Origin of the sequence: Microbacterium sp. BR1 (assembly GCF_002812725.1) — a bacterium.
In the GTDB taxonomy this organism is placed as follows: domain Bacteria; phylum Actinomycetota; class Actinomycetes; order Actinomycetales; family Microbacteriaceae; genus Microbacterium.
The window spans coordinates 229,940-248,718 of sequence record NZ_NMUN01000009.1 but is presented as its reverse complement, the minus strand read 5'-3'; the positions used below and the strand labels follow the sequence as shown (position 1 = coordinate 248,718).

Annotated in this window: 18 protein-coding genes and 1 pseudogene; 9 read left to right on the top strand and 10 right to left on the bottom strand. The window is 66.8% G+C overall.

All coding sequences use genetic code 11. From position 1 onward, the window contains the following. Positions 1 to 7: 7 nt before the first annotated feature. The 8 genes from CGU35_RS15365 to urtA all read right to left on the bottom strand — a co-directional run bounded on the left by CGU35_RS15365 (position 8) and on the right by urtA (position 7,890). Positions 8 to 592, bottom strand: a complete 585-nt coding sequence (locus CGU35_RS15365; protein WP_100812344.1) for a TetR/AcrR family transcriptional regulator — start codon at positions 590 to 592, stop codon at positions 8 to 10. Between the two features lie 28 nt (positions 593 to 620). Further along, on the bottom strand, positions 621 to 1,187 hold the full coding sequence (locus tag CGU35_RS15360; RefSeq protein ID WP_100812343.1) for a TetR/AcrR family transcriptional regulator: 567 nt from the start codon (positions 1,185 to 1,187) through the stop codon (positions 621 to 623). After that, positions 1,187 to 2,941, bottom strand: coding sequence for a purine-cytosine permease family protein (locus CGU35_RS15355; RefSeq protein WP_374935781.1), 1,755 nt, complete (start codon positions 2,939 to 2,941; stop codon positions 1,187 to 1,189). Before CGU35_RS15355 ends, CGU35_RS15360 begins: the two co-directional genes overlap by 1 nt. Positions 2,942 to 3,010: 69 nt before the next feature. Then, positions 3,011 to 3,694 (bottom strand): ATP-binding cassette domain-containing protein, encoded by a 684-nt coding sequence (locus CGU35_RS15350; RefSeq protein WP_100812342.1) that lies wholly within the window; start codon positions 3,692 to 3,694, stop codon positions 3,011 to 3,013. A gap of 1 nt (position 3,695) precedes the next feature. Next, positions 3,696 to 4,517 carry an urea ABC transporter ATP-binding protein UrtD gene (urtD, locus tag CGU35_RS15345; protein WP_100812341.1) on the bottom strand — a complete coding sequence of 274 codons (822 nt, stop codon included), beginning with the start codon at positions 4,515 to 4,517 and terminating at the stop codon, positions 3,696 to 3,698. Continuing rightward, complete coding sequence (urtC, locus tag CGU35_RS15340; protein WP_100812340.1) at positions 4,514 to 5,614, bottom strand: urea ABC transporter permease subunit UrtC; 1,101 nt, start codon at positions 5,612 to 5,614, stop codon at positions 4,514 to 4,516. The genes urtD and urtC overlap by 4 nt, the downstream gene beginning before the upstream one ends. Continuing rightward, complete coding sequence (gene urtB, locus CGU35_RS15335) at positions 5,611 to 6,495, bottom strand: urea ABC transporter permease subunit UrtB (protein WP_100812339.1); 885 nt, start codon at positions 6,493 to 6,495, stop codon at positions 5,611 to 5,613. The genes urtC and urtB overlap by 4 nt, the downstream gene beginning before the upstream one ends. A 93-nt stretch (positions 6,496 to 6,588) precedes the next feature. Next, positions 6,589 to 7,890: an urea ABC transporter substrate-binding protein gene (gene urtA / locus CGU35_RS15330; protein ID WP_100812338.1), complete on the bottom strand. Its 1,302-nt coding sequence runs from the start codon at positions 7,888 to 7,890 to the stop codon at positions 6,589 to 6,591. Positions 7,891 to 8,355: 465 nt separating this feature from the next. On the opposite strand from urtA, the gene CGU35_RS15325 reads away from it, so the two are divergent. The 9 genes and pseudogenes from CGU35_RS15325 (at position 8,356) to CGU35_RS15285 (ending at position 15,038) form a co-directional block, all read left to right on the top strand. Next, a complete protein-coding gene (locus CGU35_RS15325) occupies positions 8,356 to 8,658 on the top strand; it encodes an urease subunit gamma (protein ID WP_100812337.1) in 303 nt (100 codons plus the stop codon). A gap of 26 nt (positions 8,659 to 8,684) precedes the next feature. After that, positions 8,685 to 9,035, top strand: a complete 351-nt coding sequence (gene ureB / locus CGU35_RS15320; RefSeq protein ID WP_100812336.1) for an urease subunit beta — start codon at positions 8,685 to 8,687, stop codon at positions 9,033 to 9,035. Further along, the gene (locus tag CGU35_RS15315) at positions 9,022 to 10,719 is read left to right on the top strand and encodes an urease subunit alpha (protein ID WP_100812335.1); all 1,698 of its coding nucleotides are present in this window, start codon (positions 9,022 to 9,024) and stop codon (positions 10,717 to 10,719) included. The genes ureB and CGU35_RS15315 overlap by 14 nt, the downstream gene beginning before the upstream one ends. A 12-nt stretch (positions 10,720 to 10,731) precedes the next feature. Next, entirely contained in the window at positions 10,732 to 11,412 is a 681-nt protein-coding gene (locus tag CGU35_RS15310; protein ID WP_100812334.1) for an urease accessory protein UreF, read from the top strand. Next, on the top strand, positions 11,405 to 12,169 hold the full coding sequence (gene ureG, locus CGU35_RS15305; RefSeq protein ID WP_100812333.1) for an urease accessory protein UreG: 765 nt from the start codon (positions 11,405 to 11,407) through the stop codon (positions 12,167 to 12,169). Before CGU35_RS15310 ends, ureG begins: the two co-directional genes overlap by 8 nt. Next, entirely contained in the window at positions 12,166 to 12,915 is a 750-nt protein-coding gene (locus CGU35_RS15300) for an urease accessory protein UreD (RefSeq protein ID WP_232711343.1), read from the top strand. The genes ureG and CGU35_RS15300 overlap by 4 nt, the downstream gene beginning before the upstream one ends. A 1-nt stretch (position 12,916) precedes the next feature. After that, complete coding sequence (locus CGU35_RS15295) at positions 12,917 to 13,948, top strand: HoxN/HupN/NixA family nickel/cobalt transporter (RefSeq protein WP_198519615.1); 1,032 nt, start codon at positions 12,917 to 12,919, stop codon at positions 13,946 to 13,948. A gap of 41 nt (positions 13,949 to 13,989) precedes the next feature. Continuing rightward, positions 13,990 to 14,195: pseudogene (locus CGU35_RS18870) on the top strand (IS5/IS1182 family transposase); the annotation flags it as partial. Positions 14,196 to 14,351: 156 nt separating this feature from the next. After that, a complete protein-coding gene (locus tag CGU35_RS15285) occupies positions 14,352 to 15,038 on the top strand; it encodes a hypothetical protein (RefSeq protein WP_100812332.1) in 687 nt (228 codons plus the stop codon). Positions 15,039 to 15,293: 255 nt separating this feature from the next. Here CGU35_RS15285 and CGU35_RS15280 read toward each other — a convergent pair whose 3' ends face one another. After that, positions 15,294 to 17,042, bottom strand: coding sequence for an ATP-dependent nuclease (locus CGU35_RS15280; RefSeq protein ID WP_100812331.1), 1,749 nt, complete (start codon positions 17,040 to 17,042; stop codon positions 15,294 to 15,296). A 226-nt stretch (positions 17,043 to 17,268) separates the two neighbouring features. Next, positions 17,269 to 18,345 carry a Fic family protein gene (locus CGU35_RS15275; protein ID WP_232711342.1) on the bottom strand — a complete coding sequence of 359 codons (1,077 nt, stop codon included), beginning with the start codon at positions 18,343 to 18,345 and terminating at the stop codon, positions 17,269 to 17,271. Between the last annotated feature and the right edge of the window lie 434 nt (positions 18,346 to 18,779).

Below are 18,779 nucleotides of genomic sequence, written 5' to 3'. Positions count from 1 at the left end.
CCACGCCTCAGCCGACGCGCCCGCGGATGGGGTCGAGCACCGCTTCGGCTGCCCAGGCGGCGGCGTCGGCGATGTCGCGGCGGTTCATCCCGAGTTCGCGGCGGAGGGTGACCCACGTCGCCGCGGAATCGATGTGCGAGAGGGCTGCGACGATCGCCCGGCGATCCGCGTCATCCAGCGTTGGCACCTCCGCGCGGAGCAGCTGCTCGAGTCGCTGGCGGCGCGGGGTCGGCGCCGCGCCGCTGACGCCCCGCATCGTCGTCTCGGCGACCACGTGCGTGAGCTCCGGACGCTTGTCGTATGCCTCCATGGCCTCACGGATCGACAGGGGGGTGTCGAAGACCGACTCCGACTCCTCCCGCGTGAAGATACTGCGCTCGATCCACGCGGCCGTCGCCAGGAGGAGGTCCACGCGCGTGGCGTAGTTGCGGAACACGGTGCGCTCGCCGACTCCCGCGCGGCGCGCGATGAGGCGGAACGAGACGTCGTCCGTGCCGAGCTCCTCGATGAGCTCCGCGTAGGCGGAGAGGATCGCCTCCTGTGTCCGATTGAGGTCCGCGCCGGGGGATGCCTCGTCGGAAGCGGTCGTCATGGCGCCCCCGCCCGTTCCGCCCGCGACATCAGCTGGCGGTCCGCGTGACGGACGGGAGCCGACCGAGCGTCTGCCCGACCGTGCGGTCGAAGACATCCGAGGTCTCGGAAGCACCCATGTCGAACCCGGTGCGCATGCGTGCCCAGAACTGCGCGGACGAGAAGTATCGCAGCGTGGCAGCGACGCGGCGGAGGTCGCGGGCGTCGACGCTCGGATAGGTGGTCTGCAACATCGCCTCGACGGTGCGGGTCAGGAATGTCGGTTCGGGATCGCCCGTGGGAGAGATCGAGGCGGCGCGAGCGCACACGAAGGCGAACGCGGGGGAGGCATCGAACTGGCCGAAACGGGCCCGCACCGCCGCCTGGAACTGCGGGATCGTGACGAAGGCCGGGAGAGGGAACTCGGTCTCTTCGATCCACTGAGCCAGGCTCTCGAGAAGGTGCGAGCGCGTCGGGAATTGGCGATAGATCGTGCGCTCCGAGACGCCGACGGCGTCGCCGAGGGCGCGGTAAGAGATGTCGTCGAAGGTGTTCTCGCGCAACGACGCGGCAGCGCTCGCGAGGATCGCGGTCGGTGTGTCCACCGTCTCCGCCATCATTGTCCTCTTCCCCTCCCGGAGTGTCGTCCCGTCGCCCCGATGCTTTCGGCGGAGACCTTCGGTCGCGCCGGTGCCGATGCCGGCTCCGGCGGTAGGACGTAACGGTCGGAGTCGTCGAGTGTCAGTGCCAGCGACGAGACGTACTGCGTCTCCCCGTGCGGTCCGCGTTCCGCCGAGGCCAGCATATCCGGGCGCTCGAACGTGTAGCCGGTGACATGGCAGCGCAGTCGCTCACCGGATGGGTTTCCGTCCGCGTCGAGGATGGGCGATGCGATGCCGTCGGTCTGACGACGCAGGTAGAAGCGACCCCGTGTCGCCAGTGCCATGACGGGCGTCGTGATCATGGCCACGCCTATCGCGATCAGGACGGAGTACGACCGCATGTCCGCACCGAACGCGCCGGCGAAGGCCGTCAACGACAGCACGGATGCCAGCCCCACCGAAACGAGGCCGACCGGGTTCCAGTCGAAGAGCATTCCGCGGCGGAATTCGGGGTACTTCGGCGAGATGCGCAGGAGGTGCTTGTTGATCACGATGTCCGCCGCGATCGTCACCAGCCACGCCATGACGACGTTGGCGTAGAGGCTGAGGACGAACGAGATCAGGCTGAAGACATCCATCCACATCAGCGCCAGCGCGATCGCCAGGTTGAAATACATGAAGACCGACCGGCCGGGATAGGTCTTCGTCAGACGGGTGTAGACGTTCGACCACGCCAGCGAGCCGGAATACGCGTTCGTCACGTTGATCTTCACCTGCGCGATGACGACGAGGATCAGAGCGAGCCCGATCGCGAGCCATTCGGGCATGATCGATGCGTAGAGTCCGACGAACTGCCGCACCGGTTCGGTGGCCCGCGTGCCGAGGTCGGGATCGATGCGGGTGAACAGGTAGACGGCGAGGAAGACCCCCACCACCTGTTTGATTCCGCTGAAGAGAACCCATCCGGGTCCCGCGAACAGCAGGGATGTCCACCAGGAACGTCGGTTCTGGCGCGTGCGTGGCGGCATGGCCCGGATCACGTCGATCTGCTCGGCCAGCTGGGGGGTGAGGGCGAAGCACACGGCCGCGCTGGCGACGATGGCGCCGAAGTGCAGGTCCCCGTCCGAATTGCCGGTGAACGACACGAATGCCTGCACGGCTCCGGGGTCCGAGACTATCACCCACAGGAGGGGAAGCAGAGCGAGGGCGAGCCAGAGAGGCGTCGTCCAGAACTGCAGGCGCTCGAGCGCGCGCATGCCGTAGATCACGATCGGGATGACGACGACGGTCGAGATGAGATAGCCGATGGGCAGGGGGATGCCGGTGGCGACCTGCAGGCCCTGCGCCATGATCGCGCCCTCGAGCGCGAAGAAGATGCACGTGAAGACGGCGAAGATGACGGTCGTGATCGATGAGCCGTAGTAGCCGAACCCCGACCCCCGCGCGATCAGGTCGAGGTCGAGGTTGTATCGCGCCGCGTAGTAGGCGATCGGTACGCCGACGATGAAGATGGTGACGGACGCGAGCAGGATGCCGAGCACGGCGTTGATCGTGCCGTGCTCGATCCCGATGCTGGCGCCGATGGAGAAGTCGGCGAGGAACGCGATGGAGCCGAGCGCGGTCACCCCCACGGCTCCGGCGCTCCACCGCCGGAACGTGCGGGGCACGTACCGGAAGGCGTAGTCCTCGAGGCTGTCCTCGGCCGCCGCCCGCGCGTTGTCTGCACTGGTCACCGTCGCAACTCCTTGCGCCTCACGCGTGGGGCTCATTGTGGCGGGTCACGTGTTACAGCCGTATTGCGCCCGGATCGCCCTCGATCACGTTCTTCTCTCCGATGCTCAGATGGCCATCGCCGCGCGGACCCCCTCTGCGGCGGAGGCTCCGCCCCTCCCCGTGCTCGACACGAAGCCGCTGGCCAGGACCAGGTACTCGTCGGCGGCCTCCAGGGCGAACCCGATGTGCTGCTCGACGAGCAGGACCGAGAGCCCTTCGCCCGCGAGCTGCATGATCGTGTGCTCGATCTCGGCGACGATCGTGGGCTGGATGCCCTCGGTGGGCTCATCGAGGATCAGCATCTTCGGCTCGGTGATGAGCGCCCGGGCGATCGCGAGCTGCTGACGCTGGCCGCCCGAGAGCAGCCCGGCCTTGCGCGTGGCGAACTTCTCGAGCGCCGGGAAGCGCGCGAGCTGCTGCTCGATGAGCGCCTTGCCGCGTTTGCGTCCATCGGCCACGAGCTGCAGGTTCTCCATGGTCGTCAGCTGCGTGAACGACTGCTGACCCTGCGGCACGTACGCCATACCGCGTGCGATCCGCTTGTTGGGGGCGAGCGCGGTGATGTCGGCACCGTCGAAGATCACCTTGCCGCTGCGCGGCTTGATGAGACCGATCGCGACGCGCAGCAGCGTCGACTTGCCCGCGCCGTTGTGGCCGAGTACCGCGACCGTCTGCGCGCTGGGCAGCGTCACGCCGTGCAGCACGAGTGTCCGGCCGTAGCCGGCCTGGATGTCGTCCATCTCGAGCATGTCAGGCGTCCTCTCCGTGGGGCGTGGTCTCCGTCGCCGGGCTCGCCCCGTCGGCCACCGCCATCATTCCCGTCGTCGTCGGAGCGGCCGCAGTGCCGAGATAGACCTCCTGCACCTTCGGATCGGCCTGCACCTGTGCGACGCTGCCCTCCGAGAGCACCTTGCCCTGGTGCAGCACCGTGACGCGTGACGCGTAACGGCGCATGAAGTCCATGTCGTGCTCGACGACGAGCACCGTTCGGCGCTCCGCGATGCGCTGCAGGAGCTCGCCCGTGGCCGTCCGCTCGTCCTGGCTCATGCCGGCGACGGGCTCGTCGAGAAGCAGCGCGCGGGGATCCTGAACCAGCATCATCCCGATCTCCAACCACTGCTTCTGGCCGTGCGAAAGGATGCCGGCGGGCGTCTCGCGCTCGTCGAGGAGCCCCGTCTCTTCCAGCGCCATCTCGATAGCGGGATCGACGCCGCGGCGGGCCCGAAGGAGCGACCACGACGAGCGGTGCAGACCGGCGGCGATGTCGAGGTTCTGCAGGACCGTCAGCTGCTCGAAAACGCTGGCCGTCTGGAAGGTGCGTCCGACGCCGAGCTGGACGATCTTGTTCACGGCCTTGCCCAGGAGTTCCTGGCCGCCGAGCGTGACGGAACCGGTGCCCTTGGACAGGCCCGTGATGGCGTCGATGCAGGTCGTCTTGCCGGCGCCGTTCGGCCCGATGAGGAACCGGACCTCGCCGGGGTGGGCATCGAACGAGACGCCGCCGACGGCGACGAATCCGTCGAACTCGACGCGCAGATCCGTGACGACGAGCGAACCATCCGTGGGGGTCATTTCATCACCTCTTCGAGGACGGGCGGCGCGGCCGCGGGCTCGGTGGGTCCGGGGCGTGGGCGCCACACCGCACTCTTCGCCTTTCCCCAGAGCGAGGACAGTCCCATCGGCAGGAAGAGGGTCACCAGGATGAACACCAGGCCGAGGATGTAGATCCAACCGCTCGGCCAGCTCGATCCGAGGCTGGATTGCCCCCAGCCGATCGCCATGGCCCCGAGGGCTGGACCGAACAGCGACGCTCGTCCCCCGAGCGCCACACCGGCGATCATGAGGATGGAGGCGGAAGCGCCGATCTCTGCCGGGGTGATGATGCCGACGATGGGAACGAACATCGCTCCGGCGATACTCGCCATGACGGCGGCGACCACATAAGCGACCAGCTTGATGTTGGCGGGGTCGTAGCCGAGGAATCGGACGCGCTCTTCCGCGTCGCGCGTGGCGATCAGCAGCTCGCCGAAGCGGCTGCGGTTCAGCTGCCACACCACCAGCAGGCACACGATCAGCAGGGCCGCGGCGATCATGAAGACCATCACCTTGTTCGCGTCGTCGTCCAGGACGAAGCCGAAGAAGTAGGTGAAGTCGCTCAGCCCGGTGTCTCCTCCCGTCTCACGGATCGTCGAGCTGATCAGGACGGCCAGGGCGACCGCGAGCGCCTGCGACAGGATCGCGAAGTACGCCCCCTTGATGCGCCGCTTGAACAACGCGTAGCCGAGGATCCCGGCCACGATCACCGGGAGCAGGACGATGGCGAGGAGTGTGAACGCGTCGCTGCGGAACGGTTCCCAGAAGGCGGGAAGAGGCGCGGACGGGTCGTACAGGATCATGAAGACGGGGAGGCTGTCGGGACCCGCGCTCTCGAGGGTGAGGTGCATCGCCATGGCGTAGGCGCCGAGACCGAAGAAGACGCCTTGACCCAGCACCAGCATTCCGCCTCGGCCCCAGGCGAGGCCGATGCCCACTGCCGCGATCGCCCAGCAGCAGTACTTTCCGAGGTTGTTGATCCAGTGCGTCGAGAGCACGGCGGGTGCGACGACCAGCAGCAGGACGGCGAACACGCCGATCCCGATGAGGGGAAGCCACGGTTTGATCTTGGTCATGTCAGCCCCCGGGTGCGGACCGTGAACAGGCCCTGCGGTCGGAATTGCAGGAAGACGACGAGCAGGACGAAGGCGAGCACCTGCGCCATGCTGCCGGTCGTCCAATCGGCGAAGTAGGACAGGGCGATGCCGAACGCCAGCGCGGCGATCACGGTGCCCTTGATCTGGCCGATGCCCCCGGCCACGACGACGAGGAAGGCCGGGATGATGTACTGCGTCCCCATCTGAGAGTTCGTGCCGCCGATGAGCGAGGCGGCAACCCCCGCGACGCCGGCGAGGCCCGAGCCGACGAAGAAGGTCAATCGGTCGATGGCGCGGGTGTGGATGCCGCTGGTCTCAGCGAGGTCGCGGTTCTGCACGGTGGCCCGGATCCGGCGTCCGAAGGCCGAGTACTTCAGCCACGCGGCCAGAGCGGCCAGGCACAGCGCGGCGAGCAGGATCGTGAAGACCTGACGGAGCGGCCAGCCGTAGCCGAACACATCGATCTGCCCGTCGAGCCAGTCGGGGCTTTCGACGGGCACCCCCTGCGCGGGGAAGACCTGCAGCGCGATCTGCTGCAGGATCAGGCTCACACCCACGGTGACGAGGAGGGTGTCGAGGGGGCGTCGGTACATCCACTGGATGATGCCGATCTCGAGCAGGAGTCCGAGCAGCCCCGCGCCGATGAAGGCGAGGGGCAAGGCGACCACGATCGAGAGGTTGATCGAGGTCATGACCAGCTGGGTCAGATAGGCGATGAAGGCGCCCGCCATGATGAACTCGCCGTGCGCCATGTTGATCACCCCCATCTGACCGAAGGTCAGGGTGAGCCCGAGCGCTGCGAGCAGCAGCAGCGCACCGAGCGCGGCGCCGTTCAGGAGCGGCGGTATGAGTGCATCCACGTGCTGTCGCTCTCTCTGTGTGGGAAGTTCGGGGGAGGTTCTGGGGCGTGGGGTCCCGTACCGGTGGCACGGGACCCCACGCTCAGGGGTGGGTCAGCCCGCGGCCGCTACGAGAGCATCGCGGACGTCCTCGGGGAACCAGTCGTATTCCTCGAGGAAGGGGTCCGGTGCGATGGGACCATCCGACGACCAGACGATGTCGAACTGGTTCTCGGCGTTGATCTTTCCGATGTGGCCTTCCTTGGAGATGTGGTGGTTGTCGCCGTCCAGGGTGACGGTGCCCTCGGGCGCGTCGAAGCTGATGCCTCCGGCCGCAGCCGCGGCGTTCACGTCGTCGACCTCGAACGATCCGGCCGCCTCCACGAGCGCCTTGTACAGGTACAGCGAGATGTACGCGGCTTCCATCGGGTCGGAGGTCACTCCACTACTGCCCGGGTAGGCCTTCCAGTCGGCGATGAACTTCTCATTGGCAGGCGACTGGATCGACTGGAAGTAGTTCCAGGATGCGTAGTTGCCCGTGACCTCGTGGCCCATCGACGGCGCCTCTTCTTCGGCGATCGACACCGAGATGATCGGCGTCGTCTCGGGGGTCAGGCCGGCGTCGTAGTAGGCCTTGACGAAGCCGACGTTGGACGAGCCGTTGATCGTGTTGAAGATGAAGTCGGGGTCGGCCGCGACGATCTTGGCGACCTGGGTCGTCCAGTCGTCCTTGTCGAGCGGCACGTACTCCTCGCCGACGATCTCGATGCCGAGCTCGGCCGCGTAGAGCTTGATGATGGCGTTCGCCGTGCGGGGGAAGACGTAGTCCGAGCCGGCGAGGAACAGCGTCTTCACACCCTGCGAGGCGAGGTAGTCCATCGCGGGAAGGATCTGCTGGTTCGTGGTCGCGCCGGTGTAGTAGATGTTGGGCGAAGCCTCGAGACCCTCGTACTGCACGGGGTAGAAGAACAGGCCGTTGTGCTCTTCGACGACAGGTTTGACGGCCTTGCGGGACGACGAGGTCCAGCCGCCGAAGATCGCCGCGACGCAGTCCTGCGTGAGGAGCTTCTCGGTCTTCTCGGCGAAGGTGGGCCAGTCGGTGGCGCCGTCTTCCTGGATGTACTCGATCTGCTTGCCGAGGATTCCGCCGTCGGCGTTGATCTCGTCCGCGGCCATGTGCAGCACGTTCGAGACGGTCTTCTCCGAGATCGCCATGCCGCCCGTGAGGGAGTTCAGGAAGCCGAGTTTGATCGTGTCGCCCGAGGTGTCGATGCAACTCTCGGAGGCGGCGACGGACTCGGATGCCTCCGAGTCTCCCGCTCGTGCGCCGCAACCGGCGAGCACGAGGGCCGCGGCCGCCGCCATGGCCGGAACGGCCAGGAGACGTCGGGCCCGTCGGGTCCGTGTCGTAATCATGTGGATCTCCGTTTCTGTGTGAAGCAGGTTGGTGCGTTCTCGGATGGGTGGTACGTCTGCGGGCACGCCGAATAACGCCGTCGTGCCGCCACGGTCCCGAGGCACGCCGAAGGAAGGCGTGCCGAGGAACGACGGTGCGTGCTGATCGGTGAATCAGGGCGTGGTGCAGGGGTGGACCGGTGGTGCGTGCGTTTCGAGGCCGGATAGTGCGGGCTTCGCGTGCCGGTTTGGGTCGGCCGAGGGTGCTCGCCGACTGCTGCGGTAGCAGTCAGCATGGGACCGTGACATTACTCTGACATTTCTCGATTGTTCCGATCGTGTAAACCGTCGGAAGCTCATCCGGCCAAAACGCCTGTATTTGCAGGGCACATCGGCCCAGCGGGCGTGATTCCGGCCTTTTCTCCGTCGTCTCCGCCATCGCGTTGTGACACACTTCTGACATCGATCCGACGTCGGAGGGACGCGATGCACTTCACGCCAGCCGAGACCGAGAAGCTCCTGCTCTCGGTCGCCGCCATGGTCGCGCGCGACCGGCTCGACCGCGGCATCGCCCTGAACCATCCCGAGACCATGGCGCTGCTCTCGTGCTGGGTCATCGAGGGGGCGCGGGAAGGCCGAGGGGTCGCCGAGCTGATGGACGCCGGGCGGCGCGTCCTGACCCGGGAGCAGGTCATGCCGGGGGTTCCCGAGATGATCGCCGACGTGCAGATCGAGGCGACGTTCCCCGACGGGCGAAAGCTCGTCACCATCCATCACCCCATCGACTGAGTCGACCTCCCGCGAAAGGGGATGCCGTGGCATCCGCATCGAGTGAAGGCCCCGGGGCCTTTCGGATCCGTCCGGGGCAGATCGAGTTGAACGGCGATCGGACGGACGACGAACGCATCCGGTTGGTCTTCGTCAATACCGGCGACCGCCCGATTCAGATCGGTTCGCACCTGCACCTGCCCGACGCGAACGCGGGGCTGCGATTCGATCGGGCGCGAGCGCACGGCTTCCGGCTCGATATTCCGTCGGGCACGTCGCAGAGGTTCGAGCCCGGTGCGTCGCGCGAGCTCGATGCCGTCGCGCTGCGCGGTGCGCGCCGGGTTCCCGGCATCCAGCTCAAGGCCGACGGTGAGGAGATGCTCGATGGTCTGGATTGACCGCGCCCGGTATGCCGCGATCTACGGTCCCACGGTCGGCGACCAGGTGCGTCTCGGCGACACCGATCTGTGGATCGAGATCGAACGCGACCTCACGGCGGGGGGTGAAGAGGCGGTCTTCGGGGGCGGCAAGTCGATTCGCGAGTCGATGGCGCAGGCCACGACGACCAGGGCGGACGGTGCCCTCGACACCGTCATCACGAACGCGATCATCCTCGACTGGTGGGGGATCGTCCGCGCCGACATCGGCATCCGCGAGGGCCGGATCGTCGGCATCGGTCACGCCGGCAACCCGGATATCAGCGATGGGATCGACATGACCATCGGCCCGTCGACGGATGTGATCGCGGGCGAGGGGCGCATCGTCACGGCGGGCGCGATCGACTCGCACGTGCACCTGCTCTCGCCCTCGCAGATCCACGAGGCGCTCGCGACCGGCATCACCACGATCGTGGGTGGCGGGACGGGCCCGTCGGAGGGATCGAAGGCCACGACGGTCACCCCCGGCGCATGGCACCTGCAGGCGATGCACCGCGCCCTGGACCCCCTGCCCGTGAACGTGCTGCTGCTCGGCAAGGGCAACACGGTCTCGGCGGCGGCGCTGAAGGAGCAGGCGCTCGGGGGCGCGGCCGGCTACAAGGTGCACGAGGACTGGGGCTCGACCCCCGCCGCGATCGACGCGTCGCTGCGGGCGGCGGATGACTGGGGTCTGCAGGTCGCGCTCCATTCCGACTCCCTCAACGAGGCCGGCTTCGTCGAGTCGACGATCGCGGCGATGGGCGGGCGCTCCATCCATGCCTTCCACGTCGAGGGCGCCGGCGGGGGCCACGCCCCCGACATCCTGTCGATCGCCGGCCTGCCGAACGTGATCCCGGGCTCGACGAACCCGACGCTGCCGCACACGGTCAACACGGTCGCGGAGCACCTGGACATGCTGATGGTCTGCCACCACCTGAACCCCGCGGTTCCGGAGGATCTGGCCTTCGCCGAGTCGCGCATCCGTGCCACCACGATCGCCGCAGAGGACATCCTGCACGACATGGGGGCGCTCTCGATCACCTCCTCCGACGCGCAGGCGATGGGCCGTATCGGCGAGGTGATCACGCGCACGTGGCAGGTGGCGCACGTGATGAAGCACCATCGCGGACCGCTCGGCGGGGGGATGGCGGCGGACAACGAGCGCGCGCGGCGCTATGTCGCGAAGTACACGGTCAACCCGGCGGTCGCGCACGGTATCGCGTACGACGTGGGCTCGATCGAGGTGGGCCGGATGGCCGACCTGGTCGTGTGGGACCCGAAGTTCTTCGGTGTGCGCCCCGCCGTCGTGGTCAAGGGCGGCTCGATCGCCTGGGCGGCGCTCGGGGATCCGAACGCCTCGATCCCCACGCCGCAGCCGGTCATGATGCGCCCGTCCTTCGGCGACACGATCGGCGCCGATCTGTCGGTGACCTACGTCGCGCCCGCGGCTCTTGAGCAGGGGCTCGCCGAGACCCTGGGGCTGCGCCGACGACTCGCCCCGGTGGAGCCGACCCGGCACATCGGCAAGGCCGACATGAAGAACAACGACCTGCTGCCCGACATCCGCATCGAACCCGACACGTTCGAGATCGCGATCGACGGCGAGCGCGTCGCGCCCGCTCCCGCGGAGTCCCTGCCCCTCGCCCAGCTGTACAACATGTTCTGACGCGGTGACCCGATGAACCCCGCCGCGCAGACGATCACCCTGCTTCTGGCCGACGCCCGCCTGCCATCCGGCGGCCATGCCTTCTCATCCGGCCTCGAGCCGGCCCTGCAGGGTGGACTCGCGCCACGGCAGGTGGCGGCGTTCCTGCGCGCACGAGCCCGGACCACCACCCTGGTCGACGCGGCGGTCGCGGTCGTGGCGCGTCACATCGCGCAGGCGGATGCCCCGTCCTTCGACGCCCTCGAACGCGCATGGGCCGCCCGCACCCCGAGTGCCGCCGCGCGGCACGCCTCCCGCGAGCTCGGTCGAGGGTTCCTGCGGTTGGCTCGCGGGCTCTGGCCGGAGTCGGCGTCGATCGCCGCTGTCGTGAGCATGGCGTCCGGTTCGGGCGTGCCGCGACCGATCGTGCTCGGCGCCGTCGCGGCGCACGCCGAGGTGGACGCCGAGACGCTCGTGCGTCTCGCGGTCTACGACGACATGGCGTGCGCCGTCGCGGCCCTGCTGAAACTCGAACCCGGAGACCCGGTCGAGGGGGCGCGGCTCGTGCTCGACGCGTGCGAGTCCGTCGACCCACTCGTCCCGCACCTCGCGATCATCACCTCGCCCGACGCGATCCCCGCGTCCAGCGCTCCCCAATCCGAGGCGTGGACAGAAGCCCACGCCGCCAGCAACAGGAGGCTCTTCCGTGCCTGATTCCCCCGCATCCGACCGCGCGCTCCGGCTCGGCGTCGCCGGCCCCGTCGGGACCGGCAAGTCGTCGCTCATCGCGACCGTCTGTCGCGCGCTCGCCGACGATCTGCGCCTCGGCGTGATCACGAACGACATCTACACGGACGAGGATGCACGCTTTCTGCGGTCCGCTGGGGTGCTCGATCCCGAACGCATCCGCGCGGTCGAGACGGGTGCGTGCCCGCACACCGCCATCCGCGACGACATCACGACCAACCTGCTCGCCGCGGAAGACCTCGAGCGGGATTTCGCACCGCTCGATGTCGTGCTCATCGAGTCGGGCGGCGACAACCTGACCGCGACGTTCTCGCCCGCGCTCGTCGATGCCCAGATCTTCGTGCTCGACGTGGCCGGGGGTGGTGACGTCGCGCGCAAGGGGGGCCCCGGGATCGGCCGCGCGGACCTGCTCGTGGTCAACAAGACGGACCTCGCGCCGTACGTCGGGGTCGACGTGCCGCGCATGGTGGCGGATGCTTCGGACGCGCGGGAGGGGCGCGCCGTCCTCGCGCTCTCGCGGCACGATCCGGCGTCCGTGGCAGCGCTCCGCGCCTGGGTGCTGAGCATGCTGGCGGATCACCGAGCCGGAACGCACGTCCCGCAGGACCCGGGACCGATGGCGCCGCACTTCCACGCCGACGAGGAGCATCCCGAGGGCGGATTCGTACACGCGCACGAGCACGCGCACGAGCACGCGGGCGTCGGGACGCACACGCACGAGTGATCCCCACACGCATCGCCGTCCGCCAGGGCGACCCGAGGGCCCGGGTCGACCTGACCGTCGGCGCGCTCGCACCGCGGCTGGTCGCGCGGGACGACTCCCGCGCGCACGTCGCGCTCGCCGCGGCGGGCATGATCCTCCTCGGCGGCGACCACGTGCACGTCGAGGTCGTCGTCGGGGCGGGCTGCCTGCTCGAGCTCGAAGACGTCGGCGGAACCATCGCCTATCGGGCGGACGGACGGCCCTCGGCCTGGACCATGTCGGTGCGAGTTGAGGAGGGAGCGACGCTCTTGTGGCGCGGACTCCCGTTCGTGGTGACGGATGGCGCCGAGGTCGAGCGCCGCACGACGCTCGACCTCGCGGCGGGGGCGACCGCCGTCATCCGCGAGACCCTCGTCCTCGGGCGGCACGGCGAGAGCGGCGGGCGATTGCGCTCGGCTTTCACGGCGCGGGATGCCGAAGGTCCGCTGCTGGTCGAGCAGCTCGACCTCGACGGGCTCGCTCCCGAGCCGGGTGTGCTGGGCGAGCACAGGGTGCTCGACGCGGTGATCGCGCTGGGATTCCGGCCGTCGACGACGGCGGACGACCTCGTGCTGGAGCATCACGGTGCGATCGCGCGTCACTTCGGCGCCGAGACGCACACGTCGCGCCTCGACCGGGTGTGGGACGGATGGGCCGAGCGGGCGCGACAGAGAACGGCACCGCACGGCGACGAACCAGCGAACGAAGCCGCGGTCGGAGGGAACTGAAGTGACGTCACTGTCTGAATCCGGCACGCGGACGGTGCCGCGGCGCGGCACGATCGCGGTCATCGCGCTGATCGGGCTGCTGCACGTGCTCGGCTGGGGCGTCCTCCTCCTGATCGTCATCCCGGCTGACATCCCGCTCGGTGGTGGGGGTGGCGCACTCGTGACTCTGGGGGTCGGGCTCACGGCCTATGCGCTCGGAGTACGGCACGCTTTCGACGCCGACCACATCGCAGCGATCGACAACACCACCCGGCGGCTCGCCGAACGGGGGCGCCCGGCGACGACAGTCGGCTTCTGGTTCTCCCTCGGGCACTCCACGATCGTGGTGGTCCTGTGCATCCTGTTGACCCTCGGGATCGCGGCGATCGGCTCCTCGCTGGCAGACGACTCCTCCGCGCTGCGCACCTGGACGGGGATCATCGGCCCCACGGTCTCCGGAGTCTTCCTCCTCGCGATCGCCGCGATCAACGTCGCGTCGCTGCGCCGTCGCGATCAGGTGGGCCACCAGGGGGGCCACCAGGCGGTGGGAGGGCCCGTACTCCGCTTGCTCGGACCTTTCGAGAAAGCGGTCGATCGTCCGTCGCGCATGTACATCGTCGGGTTGCTGTTCGGACTTGGGTTCGACACCGCGACCGAGATCGGGTTGCTTGCTCTCGCCGGCGCCGCCACCCTCGTTGCCGTGCCGTGGTGGGCGGCGCTCACTCTGCCGGTGCTGTTCGCTGCCGGAATGAGTGCTTTCGATACGACGCAGGGTGCAGTCATGCGTCGCGCGTACACTCTGCAGCCCGGCCGTCGCCATATCGGTGCGGCGTACGCGATCGCGATGACCGGACTCTCGGTCGTCGCCGCGGTGCTGATCGCGATCGTCCAGCTGGCGGGCGTCCTCGTCGACAACCTCGGGCTCGGCGGCCCTCTTCCGTGGCTGGCATCGTTCGGCATCGACGACCTCGGGTTCATCTTGACCGGCGTGCTCGTGACGATGTGGGCCGTGGTCCTGGTCCTCGCACGCCGACCGCGGGTGAGCGAGAGCTGAGCCGAGCGCCGAGGTCAGCACCGTCGTGTGGCTGGAAACTGCGGGAAGAGCCGCTTGATCATGGCATCGGCCGCTCTCCCGGGGCGGCCTGTCGACGAAGATTCACCAGCTCGTCGTTGGCAACGGGCTCCCCGTGGTGACGCTGATCACACCCGGTCAGGCCGGTAACTCACCAATGTTCCTGCCGCTGATGGCGCACCTGACCACTGTCTCTACCGCGCTGCCGCCGTGCTCAGCGCCGTCATCGCCTGGACACGGACATTGTCAGACACGCCCTCGTGCTCGTTCCTTTCCAATCGTCATCGCGGTCATGTCGTCGGGCGCGGAGGGCGGCCGTTTCCGGTAACGTCTGGACATGTTCGGCGGCGTGCCGCGGGCGATCCCTGGGCCAGGAGGAGGCGCCGTGGTGACGGCGATAGCGTCGGCGCGTGCGTTGATCAACGCCGGGAACGTCAAGGCCGCCCTCGAGGTGCTCCGCAAAGCTGCAGAGCAGGACCGTCCTCCTTTCGAGACGCGGCGCGCGTTGGCCGAGATCTATCGCGGCCTGAACTCTCCCGATCAGGCCGGTCGGTGGGGGATCGTCCTCGACGGGTGGACGACACCGATAGAACGGGATCGTCTCGCTCGGATGATCGCGGCCAGCGGGCTCTCCGAGCGTTGGACGCGAGCCTTCCTGGCGATACCTCCGGATGTTCCCGATCCTGCAGAGCTCAGGGACGTCCTGATCCTGGTGCCTCTGTATCGCCAGAAGTTCGGTGAACGGGCTACGCGCGAATTCGTTCGACGGGAGAGCGGCGGCGCCGAGCGCTTTCGCGAGGCGTCCCTCGCCGGGTTCGTTCTCTCTGTCGCCATCTGCTTCGTCGGTGTGTTGGTGACCTACTTCATGGTCGTATTCGGGGGCGACGGTGCTCGATATTGGGGCACCGTCCTGGGTGGACTGGCGATGGTTGTCGCGGGAGTCGCCCTCGTCGCTCGTGCGGTCGCTTACGCCATCGAGCGCCGCGCGATACGAGCTCTTCTCGTCGCCGCGGGCGGGTTTGCGCTGTTGTCGGCCGGGGCTTTCGCGCAGTTCGTCCTGGCTGCCATGTGATGGTGCGCTGTGGGTCTCGACCCGGAATGAAGAAACCCCCGTGCGTAGAAGCCACGAGGGTCCCAGTGGCTCCGACGGGCGTCGATCCCGTGACCTCACGATTTTCAGTTGTATGCGGTGGCCCGGTGGGTGCTCGTTGATCTTCGTTTGCTGCGTGATTACGCGGAAGTTGTCATGGTTGGTCGCGGCTAGTTGAGGGTGATCTCAGTGGAACTACCGGCACAGAACCGGCACGGTCCGTGGACCACAGGCGGACTACTTGTCGTTCCAGATGGCTACGCTTAGGGCTTCCATCACCGTCATTGCGGTGGGCTTTGCGGATTGACTGCTGGCGTGGGAAACGGAGTGGCTGACGACCATCTTCGCTTCCTTGAGGAGATCCGCTGGCGCTCCAGAGAGGCCGACTGCCGAGGCAGCGGCGACGAAGTTCTGCGACCACTTCTTGCGCGGATTCTTGAACTGGTTTTCCTTGAACTGTCTGCCGAACTTCGTCTTGAGCGCATCGAGGTACACCGAAGGATTGATCAAGTCTTCGATCTCTGACGCATCGCGGCCCGGATCTCGCAGGACGAAGATGTTTGCGCGGTCGAGTACGCCGTCGTCATGCAGCTGCTGCGCTTGCGCATCACCCGCCGCATCACCATCGAGCACTGCGAGAATTCGGCACGCGGTGGAGCGCTCGCGCTGGATGAGGCGGCCTATTTTCCCAGTGCCGGTTGCGGCCTTGAATACGATGCGTCCTGAGGAGATATCTTTCGTTGCTTTTGTAGTGATGTGGGCGAGAACCGCGGGGAGGATCTTTGCGTCGGTCCAGCCTTCGGTTAGGACAACGACCTCCGCTGAATCGAGGTTGTCGTGTAGTTCGACGCCCATCACCTCGCGGATGCTCTGCACGGTGCGGGCAGCAGTGGCAGCGTTGCTGCGAACGAGCACGTTGGCGGCGATCGATTCTCGATTCACGAAGATCGGGTTGTGAGTCGCGAGAACAACTTGCTGTTGGCGCGCGATCTTGGTGAAGAGGGCGAGTAAATCATGTACAGCGCGCGAATGCAGGTGAGCTTCGGGTTCGTCTACGAGTAGTACGAGGCTCGATCTCGCTTGATCGACGCGCTGATTTGCCAGGTGTTGGATCAGAGCGAGGGCGAACAGGCTTTTGACGCCGTCGCCCTTTTGGGCGAGCGACGTCGGAGATCCATCATCGATCACTACTCGGTTGATGGTCTCTGCGGTGCGGACGTCTCGACGTATCAGCTCAACGCTGGATACGTTCGAGAGATAGGTCGAAATAGTGTTCTTCAGGTCCGCCTGGACGCTCTCGACCACGCTGGAGCGGAGTTCGTCGACCTGTCGTAGTGCCACCCGGTATGCGTCTGTTCTCGCGAGTTCATTAAGCCTCAATGTCGCAAGGCTGTTCAGCAACTCCATGGCCTGCTCCATCGTTCGAACAGCTGGTACGAGGACGTAATCGATTCGCTGGCTCACGAACTTTGCGATAGTAGGTGCTTTGCTGGTGTACCCAGCAGCGCCGCGGCCGGGCTTCACGACTTGGAGTGAGGTCTTTGATCGGCTGAACTTCAGCTCGATGGGTAACGTCCCATTGTTGGAGAGTCCGGTTTCCTCCCGAAATTCCGCGACTTCCTCCTCTGTGAGGCTGAATGTAATCCGCACCACAGTGGGCTGAGGGCTCCTCGCCCCTTGCTTCGAGAGGGGGTAGTCAGCTGACCAGTCGTAGCTGACATCTCTGTGACGGTCCGGCCTTCTGCGCGGGTGGAACGGGTCATACACTAGTCCGAGCTGAGGGCCCGAAAGCTCACCCGTATTCGTCAACCGCTCGGGCAGGTTCCCCCATGCCTCGATCACACGAAGTCCAAGAGCCAAGGACCGGAGTAAGTTGCTCTTGCCTTCGTTGTTGGGCCCGATCAAAGTCGTCAGGTCCGAGAGCGCGAAGTGCGTCTGCTTCCCGATCGACCTGTAATTTCCGACGGTCGCATCTGTGATCCGCATTGATCTCCCTTGAGCTTTCAGTAGCTACAGGCTCAAGCTACTGCGGGCGACGCGTGTAATCGATGAAGACGACGGCGACACGGCCTGGCGGGTGCGGGTGAGGGGGCGCCGAGGAGCGCCCGGACCGGAGCGGAGCGAGGACCGGACGCACCGCAGTGCACCCCCTCACCCGCACTGTCGGCCGTAGGCCGGCCTTGAACGAGTAAAGAAAGTTCTCACAGTTCGCTCACCGAACCCGCTCGCGTCTGCCTGCGCGCTCGGCGAATCCATCGATTGCCGCGAGCACTTCTTCGCTGCGCCAGAACGGACCGAGCCTGTGTTCTGCCTTGGATCGGAGGATCCCTGCATCTACCAGGGCCTTGAGCGGGGGATACACGTTTGGCGGCTTCACTCCGAGTTCTGCGGCTGCGATCGTGGCGTCGATCACAGGACGCCGCAGGATTACATCCAAGAGTTTCCATGCATTGCTCGATTTGCGGACGTTCAGCTGTCGATCCCACCCCATCCTGATCGCGTCTAGCTCAGCGACTAGCTCGCGCGCATTGGTCACGGCCCGCAGAGATGCGTTCGCGAACGCGCGGGTGATGGGCGATACGTTGCCTTCGCGATAGCTTGTCAGCGCGCGGTGGTACCCCTCCACATCGGCAAGTAGGCCGGCGGAGACCGGGACCGCCACGTTGCGGGTGGTTCCGCGGCGCCGCAGCATCGCCTGCGCCAGCGCTCGCCCGGTGCGACCGTTGCCGTCTGTGAATGGGTGGATCGTCTCGAATTGCGCGTGCGTGATGGCGACGGAGGCGAGCACCGGCACATCGGTGCGGCGTGCGAAGGACAGCGCGTCGTCGAGAAGCGCGGGGACTCTTCCATAGAAGGGGGCGACAAACTCGGCCCCGACCGGCGAATCGGACCGGGTGCCGATCCACACGGCCTCGGTGCGGAACCGGCCTGGAGTGTGTCGAGGGTGCTCTGCCATGAGTGTCGCGTGCATCTCGAGGATCATCTCGACAGACAGATTCTCCGCCAGGTCCAGAGCAGTAGTCATCGCCCGAGTATTGGAGACGATATCGACAGCATTGCGGCTCCCCGTCGCGCCCAGTTCTGCACTGAAGATGGCGCGCGCACTCGCCGTGAGGTTTTCGATCTGCGACGACGATGCCGCTTCTGATCGCAGAAGCACGGGCGCGAGCGTCGATAATCTGTGGCCGAACTCGGCGTCAAATCTGCTGAGTTCCTGCGTCGCTTCTTCGGCAAGCGCGGCGGTCTCGTGGTCTATCGCCGGTAGGAGGTTGGCGATCGCTGCGGGCACCGTCGCGCGGTAGCGCCTGGGCGCTAGTGATGAGGCGTGGGTGTGAAGTGCGGGCGCCCACTCCAGCTCTTCGGTGGAGACGTCAGGCCACGGTCGGGTCGCGCCTGAAATCTCTTCGTTCGGGCCCTTGCTCATAAGAACCAACTCCAAAGTTATGAGTAATGACATTACTCATAATTCGAGTCGCTTGGATTATGACTTGCGCAACACGCCGGCCCCAGACCGGCCCAGTCCAGTGGCGACAGCGGCCTCATCCATGCGTGCCGCGCGTTTCGTCTCGCTGCGCTCGCTCAACGACCGGGCGCCTACAGACCACGGGAGCGGTTCGGAATCTGCCTCTCATCAGGGCAAAGCAAAACCCCCGCGGATAGAAGCTCCGCGAGGGTTTCTGGGATGACGTAATGATCACCCGTGTGGCTCCGACGGGCGTCGAT

Excerpts from the sequence above, each read along its gene's own strand:
- CGU35_RS15365 (WP_100812344.1), bottom strand. The coding sequence starts at position 592 with ATGACGACCGCTTCCGACGAGGCATCCCCCGGCGCGGACCTCAATCGG.
- CGU35_RS15360 (WP_100812343.1), bottom strand. The coding sequence starts at position 1,187 with ATGGCGGAGACGGTGGACACACCGACCGCGATCCTCGCGAGCGCTGCC.
- CGU35_RS15355 (WP_374935781.1), bottom strand. The coding sequence starts at position 2,941 with ATGAGCCCCACGCGTGAGGCGCAAGGAGTTGCGACGGTGACCAGTGCA.
- CGU35_RS15350 (WP_100812342.1), bottom strand. The coding sequence starts at position 3,694 with ATGCTCGAGATGGACGACATCCAGGCCGGCTACGGCCGGACACTCGTG.
- urtD (WP_100812341.1), bottom strand. The coding sequence starts at position 4,517 with ATGACCCCCACGGATGGTTCGCTCGTCGTCACGGATCTGCGCGTCGAG.
- urtC (WP_100812340.1), bottom strand. The coding sequence starts at position 5,614 with ATGACCAAGATCAAACCGTGGCTTCCCCTCATCGGGATCGGCGTGTTC.
- urtA (WP_100812338.1), bottom strand. The coding sequence starts at position 7,890 with ATGATTACGACACGGACCCGACGGGCCCGACGTCTCCTGGCCGTTCCG.
- CGU35_RS15325 (WP_100812337.1), top strand. The coding sequence starts at position 8,356 with ATGCACTTCACGCCAGCCGAGACCGAGAAGCTCCTGCTCTCGGTCGCC.
- CGU35_RS15315 (WP_100812335.1), top strand. The coding sequence starts at position 9,022 with ATGGTCTGGATTGACCGCGCCCGGTATGCCGCGATCTACGGTCCCACG.
- CGU35_RS15310 (WP_100812334.1), top strand. The coding sequence starts at position 10,732 with ATGAACCCCGCCGCGCAGACGATCACCCTGCTTCTGGCCGACGCCCGC.
- CGU35_RS15280 (WP_100812331.1), bottom strand. The coding sequence starts at position 17,042 with ATGCGGATCACAGATGCGACCGTCGGAAATTACAGGTCGATCGGGAAG.